General features: G+C 33.0%; 17 protein-coding genes and 2 pseudogenes (1 of these 19 running past the window's edge). 15 read left to right on the top strand and 4 right to left on the bottom strand.

Features of this window, described 5'->3' with window-relative positions; translation table 11 throughout:
* The 8 genes and pseudogenes from CN946_RS20515 to CN946_RS20485 all read left to right on the top strand — a co-directional run.
* Nucleotides 1-412 carry part of the coding region annotated (locus CN946_RS20515; protein WP_286134004.1) for an RNA-guided endonuclease InsQ/TnpB family protein on the top strand (this coding region is incomplete at its 5' end). The annotated region extends 270 nt beyond the left edge of the window, so 412 of the 682 annotated nt are shown.
* Nucleotides 413-593: 181 nt separating this feature from the next.
* Nucleotides 594-1,166, top strand: coding sequence for a DUF1836 domain-containing protein (locus tag CN946_RS20510; protein WP_098862788.1), 573 nt, complete (start codon nt 594-596; stop codon nt 1,164-1,166).
* A 544-nt stretch (nt 1,167-1,710) separates the two neighbouring features.
* Nucleotides 1,711-2,223 (top strand): methylated-DNA--[protein]-cysteine S-methyltransferase, encoded by a 513-nt coding sequence (locus CN946_RS20505; protein ID WP_098862787.1) that lies wholly within the window; start codon nt 1,711-1,713, stop codon nt 2,221-2,223.
* Nucleotides 2,224-2,253: 30 nt separating this feature from the next.
* Nucleotides 2,254-2,370: pseudogene (locus tag CN946_RS20500) on the top strand (radical SAM protein); the annotation flags it as partial.
* A 321-nt stretch (nt 2,371-2,691) separates the two neighbouring features.
* Nucleotides 2,692-3,306 carry a hypothetical protein gene (locus CN946_RS20495; RefSeq protein ID WP_098862786.1) on the top strand — a complete coding sequence of 205 codons (615 nt, stop codon included), beginning with the start codon at nt 2,692-2,694 and terminating at the stop codon, nt 3,304-3,306.
* Between the two features lie 114 nt (nt 3,307-3,420).
* A complete protein-coding gene (locus tag CN946_RS23205; RefSeq protein ID WP_141546951.1) occupies nt 3,421-3,702 on the top strand; it encodes a DNA translocase FtsK in 282 nt (93 codons plus the stop codon).
* Nucleotides 3,647-4,255, top strand: a complete 609-nt coding sequence (locus CN946_RS20490) for an FtsK/SpoIIIE domain-containing protein (protein ID WP_098862785.1) — start codon at nt 3,647-3,649, stop codon at nt 4,253-4,255. The genes CN946_RS23205 and CN946_RS20490 overlap by 56 nt, the downstream gene beginning before the upstream one ends.
* Before the next feature lie 18 nt (nt 4,256-4,273).
* Entirely contained in the window at nt 4,274-4,810 is a 537-nt protein-coding gene (locus CN946_RS20485) for a hypothetical protein (RefSeq protein WP_098862784.1), read from the top strand.
* A 487-nt stretch (nt 4,811-5,297) separates the two neighbouring features.
* Here CN946_RS20485 and CN946_RS20480 read toward each other — a convergent pair whose 3' ends face one another.
* From CN946_RS20480 to hxlA, 3 genes are all read right to left on the bottom strand, one after another.
* Nucleotides 5,298-6,017: a 3-ketoacyl-ACP reductase gene (locus CN946_RS20480; protein WP_098862783.1), complete on the bottom strand. Its 720-nt coding sequence runs from the start codon at nt 6,015-6,017 to the stop codon at nt 5,298-5,300.
* Nucleotides 6,018-6,132: 115 nt separating this feature from the next.
* A complete protein-coding gene (hxlB, locus tag CN946_RS20475) occupies nt 6,133-6,690 on the bottom strand; it encodes a 6-phospho-3-hexuloisomerase (RefSeq protein WP_098862792.1) in 558 nt (185 codons plus the stop codon).
* An 8-nt stretch (nt 6,691-6,698) separates the two neighbouring features.
* Nucleotides 6,699-7,331 (bottom strand): 3-hexulose-6-phosphate synthase, encoded by a 633-nt coding sequence (gene hxlA / locus CN946_RS20470; protein ID WP_098862782.1) that lies wholly within the window; start codon nt 7,329-7,331, stop codon nt 6,699-6,701.
* 398 nt (nt 7,332-7,729) lie between these two features.
* Between hxlA and hxlR the strand changes: the two genes are divergently transcribed.
* The gene (hxlR, locus tag CN946_RS20465) at nt 7,730-8,095 is read left to right on the top strand and encodes a transcriptional activator HxlR (protein WP_098427672.1); all 366 of its coding nucleotides are present in this window, start codon (nt 7,730-7,732) and stop codon (nt 8,093-8,095) included.
* Nucleotides 8,096-8,236: 141 nt separating this feature from the next.
* On the opposite strand, the gene CN946_RS20460 is transcribed toward hxlR, so the two are convergent.
* Nucleotides 8,237-8,836 carry a Ger(x)C family spore germination protein gene (locus CN946_RS20460; RefSeq protein ID WP_098862781.1) on the bottom strand — a complete coding sequence of 200 codons (600 nt, stop codon included), beginning with the start codon at nt 8,834-8,836 and terminating at the stop codon, nt 8,237-8,239.
* A 289-nt stretch (nt 8,837-9,125) separates the two neighbouring features.
* On the opposite strand from CN946_RS20460, the pseudogene CN946_RS23605 reads away from it, so the two are divergent.
* The 6 genes and pseudogenes from CN946_RS23605 to gnd all read left to right on the top strand — a co-directional run.
* A pseudogene (locus CN946_RS23605) lies at nt 9,126-9,383 on the top strand (radical SAM protein); the annotation flags it as partial.
* 91 nt (nt 9,384-9,474) lie between these two features.
* Nucleotides 9,475-9,900: a GNAT family N-acetyltransferase gene (locus CN946_RS20455; protein ID WP_098862780.1), complete on the top strand. Its 426-nt coding sequence runs from the start codon at nt 9,475-9,477 to the stop codon at nt 9,898-9,900.
* A gap of 169 nt (nt 9,901-10,069) precedes the next feature.
* Nucleotides 10,070-11,260, top strand: a complete 1,191-nt coding sequence (locus CN946_RS20450) for a DUF445 domain-containing protein (protein WP_098862779.1) — start codon at nt 10,070-10,072, stop codon at nt 11,258-11,260.
* Between the two features lie 376 nt (nt 11,261-11,636).
* Nucleotides 11,637-13,136, top strand: a complete 1,500-nt coding sequence (gene zwf / locus CN946_RS20445; protein WP_098862778.1) for a glucose-6-phosphate dehydrogenase — start codon at nt 11,637-11,639, stop codon at nt 13,134-13,136.
* Complete coding sequence (tkt, locus tag CN946_RS20440) at nt 13,137-15,131, top strand: transketolase (protein WP_098862777.1); 1,995 nt, start codon at nt 13,137-13,139, stop codon at nt 15,129-15,131.
* Nucleotides 15,132-15,223: 92 nt separating this feature from the next.
* Entirely contained in the window at nt 15,224-16,117 is an 894-nt protein-coding gene (gene gnd, locus CN946_RS20435) for a phosphogluconate dehydrogenase (NAD(+)-dependent, decarboxylating) (protein WP_098862776.1), read from the top strand.
* The last annotated feature ends 35 nt before the right edge of the window (nt 16,118-16,152 follow it).

Here is a 16,152-nt window from a genome sequence, read left to right as displayed (position 1 = left end):
CATACTAAAAATCGAAAAGAAGATACAACACCTCTATAGAAGGTTGACGAATATTAGACTAAATCATCTTCATCAATCCACGAGCGAAATCGTGAAAACCAAACCTTATCGCATCGTAATGGAAGCTATAAATATCAAGGGAATGATGAAGAATAAGCACCTGTCAAAAGCAATCGCGAAGCAGTGTTTATTTAAATTCAAACGCCAAATTCATTATAAATGTGAAAAATATGGGATTGAATTTGTTGAAGCTGATCAATGGTACCCATCTTCTAAAACGTGTTCAAGTTGTGGAAATAAGAAAAATGATTTAAAACTATCAGACCGACTATACAAATGTGAATGCGGTCTTGAAATCGATCGAGATTTAAACACAGCAATCAACTTGTCACGATATAAATTAGAAAACTGATACCTAGACGTCATTAATCATATGTAGGATTCGTTGTATCCGAATTTACGCCCTTGGAGTGTTATACCAAACGAAAGTAGCCAACTAGGCAAAATCGGACACGTAGAAAAGGGAAATAAACGAAATCTATAAAATAATAGATTTTTATTGATTTTTATAAGTTTTTGGCAACGGACGAAAAATGAAAAAGATTAATGAATTAATTGAACAAATAGATTTAGATAAAAAAATCTTATTAGATGATATTCCTAATCTTGATCTTTATATGGATCAAGTAATCCAACTATTTGATAATAAATTTGCGAAACCAAATTCTAATGAAAAAGTAATGACAAAAACAATGATTAATAATTACGCTAAAGCTAAATTGCTTTTCCCAATAAAAAATAAGAAATACACAAAGAATCATATCATTTTAATCAGTTTAATTTATCATTTAAAAGGAGCACTTTCGATTAATGATATAAAAGAAACCTTAAATGGATTAAATCAAAGAATCCTTGAAAACAATGAAATTAATATTGATGAAATTTATTCAAGTTTTTTACATTTAAATGAACTAAACCTCGAAAAGTTTAAAGCTGAACTTCAAAAATCTAGTGAAAATGTAAACAAAGAAATTAAAGATATTGCTGATGAAAGTAAAGAATATATTGAACAATTGCTCTTAATTACTTCTTTCGTTAATATGAGTAATTTATATAAAAATGCAGCTGAAAAATTAGTAATGGATATGATTGAGAAGCAGAAATAAAATACATTTTTTGAGCTTTGTCTATGTGCTAATGGGGTTGTCTCAATTGTCTAGTTAATTGATACGGAGGCACCCCAACAGATCATTATTAGAATGTACGAGAGCCTAGGACATTCCTTTATAAAGTTCTAACTATTTTACGTAGAGGAAGGATCTCAACTGCGCATTTCATTTATCGCTCTTTTTTATAGACCAATAGCAAATTTTTAACTATTTTCTAATCAATCTAGAAAGAATTAGAGCATATTTGCTATTTTTCCATTGAAAGTACCTACTATTGTACAATCTTTAAGTCAGAATACCCTAACTGGTATGGGTAATTTTATGTTTTATTTGCGATTCTTTGGACATAAATTGCAGTTTACTTTTTATTTGCACAGATTGACTCCTTATTTGCATTTCTCCAGGACTTATTTGCAGTTCATACTTAAATAATTTCAAATTCTTGCTTTTTCATTCTAATAACAGTCCATTTTTATTAATTAAGTCTATAATAGGATTTAATTAAGATCATGCAGAAATTACTAACAAAGGGTGATTTAAATTGTATTCAAATGAAAAATTATATTGGACTTTAATTGAACATAAAGACTGGAAGATTCATATTGCTGCAACAACAAAAGGACTATGTTTCGTAGGTTCGCAAAATGGAACCATTCAAGAATTACTTTTATTTAAGGATAAATATTTTCCTAGAATTGAGATGGAAGAAGATGAAACAATAGTAGAAGATTATAAGAACGAGATTATTGAATTTTTGGATGGCGAGCGGACTAATTTTAATAGTAGACTTGATTTTCGTGGTACAGCATTTCAAAATTCAGTTTGGAGTGCACTATGCTCGATCAATTATGGAGAAACTAAAACTTATTCAGACATTGCAAGTTATCTAAATAAACCAAAAACTGTTAGAGCAGTTGGGAGAGCAATTGGTGCAAATCCAATATTGATCATCATTCCTTGTCATCGCGTAATTGGAAAGGATGGATCATTAACAGGCTATCGTGGTGGTTTAGAAATGAAGAAAAGCCTTTTAAAAATTGAAACTAAAAACTAAATTTGAAGAAAATAATTAGGAGGTGTTTGGATGAAAAGCGAACTATTTTATAAAAATCCAAAAACCATTCTAAATAAAGGTACGGGTTTTCTCTCAGGATATACTCACTCTTTAAATCCTTATACTGATTGCACATTTGCATGTTCATAATATGTCTAGATTCAGTGGTGATTCTTATTAAATTTCGTATTCGCTACCTTTATTTTAAATTTCGAGTGGATAAATGAGTTGTAAAATCATTTAAAGCTAGGTAAATCCAAAATTATGATGTGATTTTAGTTGTTGAATCAAAAAGAAAGAAGTTCGCGGTTAATATCGGTAGTGATGAAAATGTGCCAGCTATTTTAAGACAAATAGGACTCGATTATGTTTGAAGTAGTTCTTTTAATCAATACTAGCTTTATCATTCTTAACACACTTTAATTATTGCATTTAGTTTCAAAACGACTTAAATAACTAGGTGATCCGATGAAATGTGTATCGTATGAAGAAGTTTACTCAAAATCTTGGTTTCAAATGGCAACCAATGATGAGCGGAAAGTTGGACATTTTTTTACGAGTGATAGTCTAACTTCAAGAGCGTATTGTAAGTGGGGAAAGCAAGTAGAAGATAGTGAAGTACAATATCCTATTAATGGTTATTTTGTTAATCCTTCTTCAGCTTGTTTTCCTTTTTCTTTGCCAATTTGGCAAGACGTTCTTTCAAATATTAAGAAAGGAGAAGGGTTAACTGTATTTATTCATGCTAAACGTTGCCATACAAAGATGCAGCAACAACTATTAGAACTATGTGAATTGTTTAAGAAAGGAGTTGACACACCATCATTACTACTGCCTATTCGGTATGTTCAACGGAAAGTAATCGACGTAATAAGCAGTAGTGAAAGAGCGCTATTAGATGGAATGGAACTTAAAGCAACTAGTGCACTTTACCGAGTCTGTATTACATTTTCTTGTTCTCCAAGTCTATTTCACCGATTAGAGAAATTATTAGGAGACTGGAAAGTGAAGAAAGTAAATGAACCTTCAAGTTTATCCTATATTCATAGCAATATCATGTTAGAATACGAATTAAGTCAATGACATATTGCTCCACTAATTAAAGCACCAATCAATCTATTACAATTACCTTATTCTCCAATCCAAACACCAACTGACGAAATAATACATTCCACTTTACCACAGCAATATTCAATCTTGCCATTAACTCCAACAACTGCAAATCAAGAAAGAGACGATTATCATCAACAAATTATTCAAGCATTCGAATCTTTAAATAGCAAAGGATCATTAACTTACGTTTCCATGCAAACTGGTCCTACTTTGAATCAGTATATCTTTCAACTAAATAATGTAAAATTTACTACGATGAGTAATTTAACAGAAGACTTACGGGTTGCATTAGGCTTACCTTACTTAAGCATTGAAAGGTGGAACGAAACCAAATACAGTTCGTATTTCGATCCAGCGGAAAAATAGAAGTATTGTTACATTAGGAGACGCATTAAGTAGAACAAAAGAATACTTAAAGACTTACCAAGTTCCAATATTCTTAGGAGTTGATAGGTTAGGAAACCCAGTTTTTGATGATTTTGGTAGGATATCTCACTTACTGGTCGCTGGAAGTACTGGTAGTGGTAAGTCTGTTTTTCTCACAACATTACTTACTTTTTTCCATTTAACAATGAAACCTGAAGAACTGATACTCTTTTTAATTGATCCGAAACAAGTTGAATTTTCTCCATTTGAAGATTCTCCATTAGTTGAACGAGTCATTACAAAATCTGAAGAAGCAATCAGTTTATTAAGTTCGTTGGTTCAAGAGATGGAAAAACGATATGAATTATTTAAAAAAGAAAAAGTTCGCAATATAAGTCATTATCGTAAGAAAAATCATACTATAAAGAACATCGTCGTTATTATAGATGAGTATGCGGACCTTTTTCTTTACGATAAATCAGTTGAAGATTATGTCTGTTTACTCGCTCAAAAAAGTCGAGCTGCAGGTATCTTTTTGTGCATTTGTACTTAAAGACCTTCGGTTGATGTGGTGTCAGGTTTAGTCAAAGTCAATCTCCCAAGTCGAGTAGTTTTTAGGCTTACTAGTATGCACGATTATAAAACCGTGCTTGATGGAAAGCCTCCATACACTTTAATGGGAAAAGGCGATTCAGTTGCTCAATTAGGAGGTAAAGAAAATCTTATGCGTCTACAAAGCTGTATTGTTGCCCCGACGGAAGGTGAAGTAGATGCAATAATTGGGCAATTTGTCATTTTAGATGAACAAAATGAGAAATGTGATTATTCTTTATCAATTACAAATTTACCGCCATCAAAGAAAGAATTAGTATGGCATTTTATTGAAAGTACCAAAGATACAAGGTTACGAATTATCATAAAAGAAGTTGGCGGAGATATGGGTGAATTAGTTCAAATCATGAGAGAATTCGTAAGTGAGGGTAAGTTAGCGCCACCACATGATAAAAATAGAAGTACACTATCGTTGATTAAGTGTCGTTTCCTCAAGAGGAAACGGCTATTTTTTTGCATATCATTAATTACAAAGTACAAATGGGGTCTTATATGATTCTTACAATCCTGTCAGATAACATTCACCAAATGGTAAGTGGTGACTCTATATCGATTTTGTTTTAATTAATCTTGTTGATAGCAATACAACAAATTACTCAGTTGTTTAAACTACGATTCCGTAGTTCAGTTGGGAGAGCACTACCTTGACAGGGTCAAATATCTTTGTGAGTCTATGTAGCGCTTTAATGTGGATTTATAATACTAAAATAGGGTTAATAATTTATTTAAATACATACAGGGTTACGCTCCACTTAGTCACTAAGTTGCGAACTTTCTATAGACGATTCTCATTCCAAAATTATTGGAAAGGGAGAGGATGGGCAAATTATTACTTTATACGATCAAATGCTTGTACGCTTAGCACAGAATGAAGTTAACCAGTTAATTGTTGATATAGATAAAGAAATGTCCTTGTATCACTGATACATATAAGAGTATTTTGTACGAACTAAAGAAGCAGACCCCAATGGATCTGCTTCGTTTTATGATGGATTTGTTGACCATAATCCAGCTGTTTTAATGAAAACTCTTGGATTAAATTTTAAACTAGCCACGACTAATTCTGCAAGGTCTTCTGGGTGCATAACGTTTTCTTCATTGCCTTTAACAAGATTTGTATCAATGGCTAAATCAGTAACGACCGTACTTGGTGTTAAAGCAGTAACACGGACATTATGTTTTCTTACTTCTAGCATAAGTGATTCTGTTAGCCCTAAAACAGCGAATTTAGAAGCACTGTAAGCACTTGTAACAGGAGCACCTTTTTGGCCAGCAGATGAAGCGATATTGATGATATCTCCTGATTTTCTTTCGATCATTCCTGGTATCACTGTTCTTGTTACATTATACACACCCATTAAATTGACTTGGATGATTTTTTCCCATTCTTCTGGTGTTAGATCAAGGAACCCACCAAATTTAGCAACACCAGCATTGTTGATTAGGATATCAATTGGGCCTAAGTCTGATTTGATATGTTCAACAGCATGGGTAACGGATTCAAGATCGGTCACATCTGCTGTTGCTGCAGAAACCTTTACATCAAATTGGGCTAGTTCAGCAGCTACCTTTTCTAGATTTGATATATTTAAGCCGATTAGGCCTAAATGAACGCCTTCTTTTGCTAAGGCGATAGCAGTAGCACGTCCAATGCCTCTTCCTGCGCCAGTAACTATTGCAGTTTTTCCATTTAAAGAAATCATTTTATCACTCCTAAAAATTATTACAAATTGTAGTAGTTATTCTAACAGAAAGACCGCAATCTTGCATGGAAACAGCTTGCGGTCTTTCCTATTTAGAACTCAAAAAATAATATATTTATTCTAAGTTGGCGTGTCTACCGTACATTTTATTGGTATCCAAACCTTTTTTCGCCATGAACCGAAGAATCACAGCGTCGTAAAATAGTAAAAGTGTTTGCTCAAATAATGAGCCCATTGGTTGAATCGTCTTAAAATCACTCTCCGACTGATCTTTAGGTGAGCCAGGCAACTTAATTGTGATATCCGCTAATTGTCCAATAGTGGACTCAGGGAAAATGGTTACAGCTGCAATCGTCCCACCGATGCTTTTTGCCTTCTCGGCCATGGAAACTAAACCTTTCGTTTCTCCTGAACCTGATCCAATGATTAAGATGTCATCTTTTTCAAAGTTAGGGGTTACTGTTTCGCCAATCACATAGGAATCTATCCCCATGTGCATCATTCGCATGGCGAATGATTTAGCCATAAATCCAGATCTACCTGCGCCTGCAACAAAGATTTTTTTTGATTCAAGAATCCCATTAACTAATTTTTCAGCTTCATCATTCGAAATTAAATCTACGGAGCGATTTAACTCTTTTATGATTTCAGCTAGGTATTGAGTTGTATTCATAATCTGAATTACCATTGATTAATCATTTGTTGCATTTTGGCAGCAGTAGCTTTTTTATCATCTTGTCCAGTAATCCCGCCACCTACAATAACAAGGTCTGGTTGTACTTTGATGACTTCTGGAAGTGTGTCTAACTTAATACCACCTGCAATTGCGGTTTTAGCATTTTTTACAACACCTTTGATGGTTTGTAAATCTTCAAAAGAGTTCTTTCCAACTGCTTGAAGATCATAGCCAGTATGAACACAAATATAATCAACACCCATAGCGTCCACTTCTTTTGCACGTCCAGCAAGGTCTTTTACAGCAATCATATCAACAAGGATTTTTTTACCTTGTTTTTTCGCTTCTTCAACAGCACCTTTGATTGACATATCTTCAGCAGTTCCAAGAATTGTGACGATATCAGCACCTGCTTCAGAAGCTTTCATTACTTCATAACCAGCAGCATCCATGATTTTTAGGTCTGCTAATACCTTTAAGTTAGGGAATGCTTTTTTAACTGCTTTTACAGCATGAAGACCTTCATTGATTACAACCGGTGTACCGATTTCAACGATATCAATGTGCTCCTCCACTTCTTTAACTAACTCAATTGCTTCTGGGATATTTACTAAATCTAATGCTAATTGTAATTCCATCTATATTCACTCCTATAATTTTTTTATTGTTGTTCAGTGATAACGTCTCTAAAGTGTAATAATACTTTTACGGTAATATAATCCTTATAGTGCTTTATCTGTACCAGCGAGCAATAAGGAATATCATGTCCTCTTACTGAACAATTGCAAGTATATAACGTATGATTAAACGTTAAAAGTACGCACTTTTATTTTACATAGTGTTAAAAAGTATACTATAAGAAAAACCGCTTATATAGTCTTACTATTAACTTTAAAAGAAACAATGCACCATTCCGCATGGCCAATTTTTCACTGCAAATATATAATGTATGGAGGGATATTGCAAGTACATACTTTTATTTTATATAGTGAAAAAAGTATACTTTGGGTTATAATAAATATAGAGGTGAAGTGAAATGTCGCGAATGCAGGATAAGATTTTTAATTGTGAAAAAGAATTAACTCTTTCCGTTATCGGTGGTAAATGGAAGATGCTTATACTATGGCATCTAGGAAAAGAGGGAACGAAGCGATTTGGTGAACTGAAAGCTCTTATGCCAGGGATTACGCAGAGAATGCTAGTTAATCAATTGCGAGAACTGGAAGAAGACTTGATTGTAAAACGAGAAGTCTATCCCGTGGTTCCTCCAAAAGTAGAATACTCCCTTACTGAACAAGGAAGAAGCTTGATGCCGATTCTCGATGCTATGTATAACTGGGGGAAAGATTATATGGAAACTGCTGGGTTGAATCCTTTAGTAAGACAAGAGTCGATTAGGTAAATTTTAACTGGTAATCTAAGGTTGACTCCGGCCAAGGGGGTCAACCTCTTTTCATGATAATTTAATAATTATTTTTAGTATTTTGTAATGCCTCAAAATAAAGCTAATAATTAACTTTTATTTTCATTTTTCCCCAAGCGGCTAACCATACCTTTTCGCTGATGGGTAGGAAAAGGGGCTAAGGGTGTGTGTCACGATTTTAAGAGGATCCACCTTCAGCTCTTCAGTCCCCTTGTAAGTAAAGTTATCTTTCGTTATTTTGAAAACAGGAAGAACGGGATCTGAATCTGAATATTGTGAAAACAGCTTATTTTTATATTCATGCAAATTGACAATGGTTATTTCAACTTGTTTTTTCCTCTCATAGTGTCTTAGCATCCGATACAGGTAATAATCAAGGTTTTCTTGCTTCTTTGCTTGTCTGTTAATATTATCGTCAAAATTACCTTTAACGATTACTAAATACATTGGTTGCGAAATATCATAGACAGTCAATAGCGTGTTAATCAACTGAATAATCCCTTGTTTCGCTAATTCCTCATGAATTAAAAACATACGGAGTTGTCCAACCTTCAATTCACGATAATATCTTAAATTAAAGTCTTTTCCTCCCTGTTTAAGGAGATCAACTTCTAGTGTTAATAAGCTTTTTGGCTCATTTACTAATGGAGGGACTAATGTACTCATTTCTATTTTTCCTTTTTCGCCTTTACTAATTGACCAAAAAGTGACAGGAAGCATTTTCTTCGTCTCATGCTTTTACACGCCCTTTTAGCTTTGTCAATAGGAGCAAGAATGATGGGACAATAAAGAAGTTATTCCACTTAACCAAATTTGAATATTCAGGAGAATATCCTGTTCCGTTTCAATGGACCATATCCAATTATTCACAAATACAAAGCAGAAAAATAACATAATACAAGTGACAGCAAAACCCAAACGTGAAGGTTGAGTACTTGTTTTTTTAGGATGATTCTTGTAGCCCCATATATACATATCAAGAAAATTGATATAGCAAACACCAATAAAAGCTCCTATTCTGCCTAGTAGCGAGGATTTCCCAAAAAAGTTATCGGAAATTGTTCATAGAATCTGTATCGATGATTTTTTCATGGGTGATGGAAGCGGAGGGAAACGAACAGGTCGTCTTGGTATTGAAAAAAAATATACTGAGCTTAATTTACAAGAATGGTACGGTCCAGAAGCTTATCAATTAGTTTATCAGCGCTTTAAAAAGTATTTTTCAGAGGATCAAATTTTTATTAGTCAAAAAGGTTTCGAGCCATAAACCAAAAATTAAAAAACATCAATTCATAAAAAAAATAGAAAATTGTGGTATTTTTATAATAGAACGTTTTTTGTGAATGGAGAGATAAAAGATGGCAGAAGTAAAAATAATGAAAAGTAGTTCGGATATTTTGAAAACGTTTCAAACAGTAAATCAATTACGGCCACATTTAAGAGAAGATGAATATGTTGAGACGATTAACAGATTAATCAACACAAATAATTATCAACTTGTGGCCGTGATCGAAAATGAAGAAGTAACAGCTGTTGCTGGTTATCGTATGACAGAATCATTAGCATGGGGAAAATATTTTTATGTTGACGATTTAATTACGAGTGAAAATCATCGCAAAAAGGGCTATGCACAACTTTTGTGGAACTGGTTAATTAATGAAGCAAAACAAAATAATTGCGAACAATTCCATCTAGATTCAGGGGTACAACGTTACGATGCTCATAGGTTTTATCTTAAAAATAGTTTAAATATTACTTGCCACCATTTTCAATTGAATTTTTAAATAAATTAGTGTGATCGCAATTGCTACACAATTAGTTAGATAATGTATACTCAATACATGGAGGCTGTGAAAACAGTCTCTTTTTTTATTATTTATTAGAATTGATTTTAGAAAATAAATTAAAGGAATGATATACTATTTTCAAATAGATACAGGAGGCTTTTAGTAAATGAAAGAAAAGAATTCAAAACGGCTAGCCAATATTTCACTTATAGTGGCAACTTGTGGTTTCGCTGCAACAATGCCGTTTCAATCTAAATTATTTCAAATCCTTTCTGGTGGATTTGAGGCAGCTTTAGTTGGTGGTCTTGCGGATTGGTTTGCAGTAACTGCAATGTTTCGTCATCCACTTGGTATACCAATCCCACATACAGCTTTATTGCCTAAAAATAGAAAGAAGATTACTGAAGGGATTTTAAGCACACTTAATAATCAATGGCTAAGTAAGGAAAGTTTAATTGAAAAGGTAGAAGAGCGTGATTGGATTAATCAAGGTATTAATGCGTTTGAAAAGATGCTTGAAAATGATGAATCAAGAAATAAAATGGTTCATTCAATCAAGCAGTTTGGTGCATCTATTCAGGATGATACAATCAAAAAATTTTTATTAAATACATTTAAACCGACTATTGATTCCATATCATCTCAGAACTTATTAAGTAAAGCTGTCGATACGGTTATTGAAAAAGAATGGGATGCAAAGACATATGAATTTTTAATTAATAAAATCGAAGAAACGGTTAGCTTACCACATATTAAGGAATTAATCGGCAAAGAAGTAATACAGTTTATCGAGCGAAAGTTTTTTATGATTAAAGCTTTTCTACCAATGATTGGAGAAGAGAAAATAACAGAATTTATACATAGTGGATTAATCGATTTACTATCGGAATTAAAACACCCGAATAGTGACAGAAGGAATTTCATTTTATCGTTTATTCGATTGGAAGCTGAAAAAAATAAATCAAATGAAAACATTATACGCCAATTAGATGAATGGAAAAATAAAGGCTATGAATATCTTGTAGATCATGCAATTAAAATGTTTAGAAATAAAATGAATGATGAAGAATTTATTTTAAATGCTATCGAAAAAATGATCAGCTTTATTAAAAATTCGAATCTGATTGATAATGTTGAGCAAAGTTTTAAGAATCTATTAAATAATACAGTTGAAAAATATCATCACAAAATTAGTGATTTAGTAAGATTCAATATTGAAAAATTATCTACTGAAGAAATAACTGATTTATTGGAAAATAAAATTGGTAAGGATATTACTTGGATTCGTGTAAATGGAGCTGTTTGTGGATTTATTATTGGTTTAGTTTTAACTAGCCTAAGATTGATTTTCACTTAATATTTCATTCTAAAGCCTTAATTAACGTAAAAAGTTAATTAAGGCTTTTTTTCACATTGAAAGTAAATTGGCAGCAGAGATGAAAAAACGACTAGTTGCCAATTTTTGGAATTAAGTATAAGTGCAACTACTCCACTTTCTTTGCCTGGAGTCTCACTAATAAATTAAAAAAATCCAATAAATAGAAACATAAGCATTTTATTGGAAAGAAAAATTTTTTTCATGTATTATAGGTTTGGGTAAAAAATATTTTCCGAATAGATGTTGGAATGAATTATTTGAACTAAAAATAGCTCTAAATAAAATTAAGGATCGTTTGAAAATATATTTTTTATTATCAACTATTTAAAAGTTCGACTAAGAGGAGGTTTAGTTAATGGATTCTATGTCATTTGTATTGTTCGGAGCCACAGGCGATTTAGCAAAACGAAAAATTTTTCCTGCATTATATAATTTATATATAGATCAAAAGATGCCTGAGTCTTTTTCAATCATTGGAATTGGTAGGAAAGATTTTTCAAATGACGAATTTCAGAATCAAGTAATGCAATCACTAATTACTTTTTCAAGACGTTCTTTAGAAGATCAAAAAATGGTCCAAGAATTTCTAGATTCAATTCGTTATCAACAGCTAGATATCACGAACAAAGAAGGATTCGTTGATTTATTAGATTTAGTCAAAGAAAGAGAACTGGAATTAAAGATCCCTGAAAACAGATTATTTTATTTATCTGTAGCACCAGAATTTTTTGAAGTTATTGCATCAAATATTAAGGAAAGTGGACTAGGTACCACAAAGGGTTGGAAGCGTCTAATCATTGAAAAGCCTTTTGGACGTGACTTGAAAACTGCTAGAGATTTAAATGAAAAATTAAGTAAGTCATTTAAAGAAGATGAGATCTTCCGAATTGATCATTACTTAGGCAAACCTATGGTTCAAAACTTAGAAGCTTTAGAGTTTGCTAATCCAGTTTTACAAGCTTTATGGAACAATCAATATATCGCAAATGTTCAAATTACGGCAAGTGAAACAGTCGGAGTTGAAGAACGAGCGGGTTATTATGATAAATCAGGAGCAATTCGAGATATGTTCCAAAATCATATGTTACAAATGTTAATGATGTCTGCTATGCATTTAACAAACCAAAATACTGCAAGTGACGTTAGAGCTGAGAAGAAAAAGGTTCTTGAATCTCTTCGACCTCTATCAAAAGAAGAAGTAGTTTCTCATGTAGTTCGTGGTCAATATGGTTCTGGTGAACAAAATGGTAAGAAAGTAGTTGCATATAGAAAAGAACCAGGAATTGAGTTTTCATCACAAAATGATACTTATGTAGCAGCAAGAGTATTAATCGAAAACGATTTTTGGAAGGGAATCCCATTCTATATCCGTACAGGTAAAAGAATGAAAGAAAAATCTACTCGAATCGTTTTTGAATTCAAAAGTCCGATTCAAAACCTTAGAACTAATAATGGACCAAATTTATTAGTTATTGAAATTAATCCAAATGAAAGAGTTTCTTTCTATTTAAATAGCAAAAACGTAGAGGGCAAGATTGAACCTGTACAAGCTGAGTATTTTGCAAATAAAGAAGATCGTCCAGAAGCGTATGAGTTATTAGTTTACGATGCGTTACGAGGCGATTCGAAATTTTTTGCTCATTGGAATGAAGTAGAATTATCATGGCAATGGGTTCAACCAATTTTAGAAGCATTTGAAGAAAATTTAGTACCACTTCATACTTATAAATCCGGTTCATTTGGTCCAGAAGCTGCTGATGAATTAATAGCAGAAGATGGTTTCAAATGGTGGTTAGATACAGATTTTGTACAAGAAAATGAAGACAACAAAACAGATCTAAAAAGGAGTATTTAAATTATGAGTTCGATTTCTACATTATCAATTAATACAATCCGTACACTTTCAATTGATGCGATTAACCAAGCTAATTCTGGTCATCCTGGTTTACCAATGGGTGCAGCGCCAATGGCATATGCATTATGGGCAGATCATTTAAAGCATAATCCAAAAAGTTCAAAATGGTTTGACCGTGACCGTTTTGTATTATCAGCTGGACATGGTTCAAGTATGTTATATAGTTTACTACATCTTGCAGGCTATGATGTTTCAATCCAAGACCTTAAAGATTTCCGTAAACTAAATAGTAAAACTCCTGGACATCCTGAATTTGGACACACTGATGGTGTTGAAGCTACGACTGGCCCATTAGGACAAGGTATCGCTACTGCTGTTGGTATGGCAATGGCTGAAGCTCATTTAGCAGGTAAATTTAACAAAGATAACCTTTCTATCATTGATCACTTTACTTATGCATTAGTTGGTGATGGTGATTTAATGGAAGGTGTTGCATACGAAGCTATGTCACTTGCTGGCCATATGAAACTTGGAAAGTTAGTTGTATTATACGATTCTAACGATATTTCATTAGATGGTACATTAAATCTTTCTTATTCAGAAGATATGAAAAAGAGAGCTGAATCATTTAACTGGCAATATTTAAGAGTAGAAGATGGAAACGATCATGTAGAAATTTCTAAAGCGATCGAAGAAGCTAAACAAAACACAGACCAACCGACAATAATTGAAGTTAGAACAATTATTGGTTACGGAAGTCCAAAAGTGGCTGGTACAAATAAAGCCCATGGTAATCCATTAGGTCTTGAAGAAGCAAAAGAAACGAAAAAAGCATATGCTTGGAACTACGAAGAAGATTTCTTTGTACCAGAAGAAGTTAAGTTACATTTCAAAGCAATACAAGAAAAAGGTAGTGAAAAAGAAGCTGAGTGGAAACAATTATTTAATGCATACCGTGAAGCTTACCCAGAATTAGCAACTCAGCTTGAAAAAGCAATTAAAGGTGATGTTTTAATCGAAACAGAAGATTTATTAACTTTTGACGAGAATAAAACAATCTCTACACGTGTTGCAAGTGGAGAAGCAATTAATCACTACATTAAAACAGTTCCTGAAATTTTCGGTGGAAGCGCAGATTTATCTCATTCAACAATGACAGATATTAAAGATGAAAGTAAGTTTGCTGTCGAATCATTTGCTGGCCGCAATATTTATTTTGGTGTACGTGAGCATGCGATGGGTGCTGCTGCAAATGGTATGGCATTACATGGTGGAGTTAAGCCTTTTGTAAGTACATTCTTCGTATTTAATGATTATTTACGTCCATCAATTCGTTTAGCATCATTACAAAAATTACCAGTAACATATGTATTCACTCATGACTCAATTGCAGTTGGTGAAGACGGCCCTACACATGAGCCAGTTGAACATTTAGCTGCTTTACGTGCAATCCCTGGTTTAACAGTTATTCGTCCGTCAGACGCAAATGAAACTGCTAATGCTTGGGCATATGCGTTACAAAATACAAATGGACCAATCGCTTTAGTATTAAGTCGTCAAAATTTACCTGTATTTGAAGAAACAGCATCTAGATTAGATAATCTTTCAAAAGGTGGATATGTTTTAACTGAAACGAACGATCAACCAGACTTAATATTAATCGCTACAGGTTCAGAAGTGTCACTTGCAGTTAATAGTAAAAATGAGTTAGAAAAAGAAAACTTATCAGTTCGAGTAGTAGCAATGCCAAGTTGGGAGCTATTCGATCAGCAAGCAGATGAATACAAAGAGTCTGTTTTACCATCACATTTATTAAACCGTGTTTCAATTGAAATGGGGATTTCACTTGGATGGGAACGCTATGTTGGTTTCAAAGGTAAAAAAATCTCAATTGAGACTTTTGGAGCATCTGGAACAGGTAATGAAGTAATGGAATTATTTGGTTTTAGTACTAAGAATGTAGTAAACGTAAGTAAAACTTTATTAAATTCTTGATTAAATAATATTTTAATTATTTTTTTATCATAAAAATTTTTACTTAGAGAAAAACATTAATATTACTGTAGATAATATGGGAGGATAACGTAATGAAAGTTGGTTTAATTGGATTAGGAAAAATGGGTCTAAACTTAGGTCAAAACTTAATGGATCATAATCACGAAGTAGTGGCATTTGATTTAAATACTGCTGCAGTGGAAGAAATGAAAGGCTTTGGTGCTGTTGGTACTTCAAGCTTAGAAGAATTAGTTAAAAATCTTGATACTCCAAGAGTTCTTTGGATTATGGTACCACATGGAGTAGTAGATGCTGTTATTAATGATGTTAAACCATTCTTATCAGAAGGGGATATTATCATTGAAGCAGGAAACTCACATTATAAAGAGTCTATTAGACGTTATGATGAATTAAAAGAGCATGGTATCCGATTCATAGATGCTGGTACTTCAGGCGGTATGGAAGGCGCTCGTAATGGTGCTTGTTATATGGTTGGTGGAGACCAAGAAGCTTGGGAAATCGTAGAACCAATCTTTAAAGATACTTCAGTAGAAAATGGTTTCCTATACGCAGGTAAAATTGGTAGTGGACATTTCCTAAAAATGGTTCATAATGGTATCGAATACGGTATGATGGCTGCAATCGGTGAAGGATTTGAAGTATTAGAAAAAAGTGACTTTGATTATGATTATGAAAAAGTTGCGAAAGTATGGAATAATGGTTCTGTAATTCGTTCTTGGTTAATGGAATTAACTGAAAATGCATTCTCAAAAGACGCTAAACTTGATGAAATTAGAGGCGTAATGCATTCATCTGGAGAAGGAAAATGGACAATTGAAACAGCTCTAGACCTTCAAGCTGCTACACCAGTTATTGCAATGTCATTATTAATGCGCTACCGTTCATTAGATAACGATACGTTCACTGGTAAAGTTGTTGCGGCTCTTCGTAATGAATTTGGTGGACATGCAGTTGAAAAGAAATAAATAAAGTATAAAATAGGAAATATACCTAATAATTG

Source organism: Bacillus sp. AFS053548 (genome assembly GCF_002575105.1).
GTDB lineage: Bacteria > Bacillota > Bacilli > Bacillales > Bacillaceae_G > Gottfriedia.
Note: the sequence above shows the minus strand (reverse complement) of the source record. Positions and strands in the feature narration are given on the sequence as shown.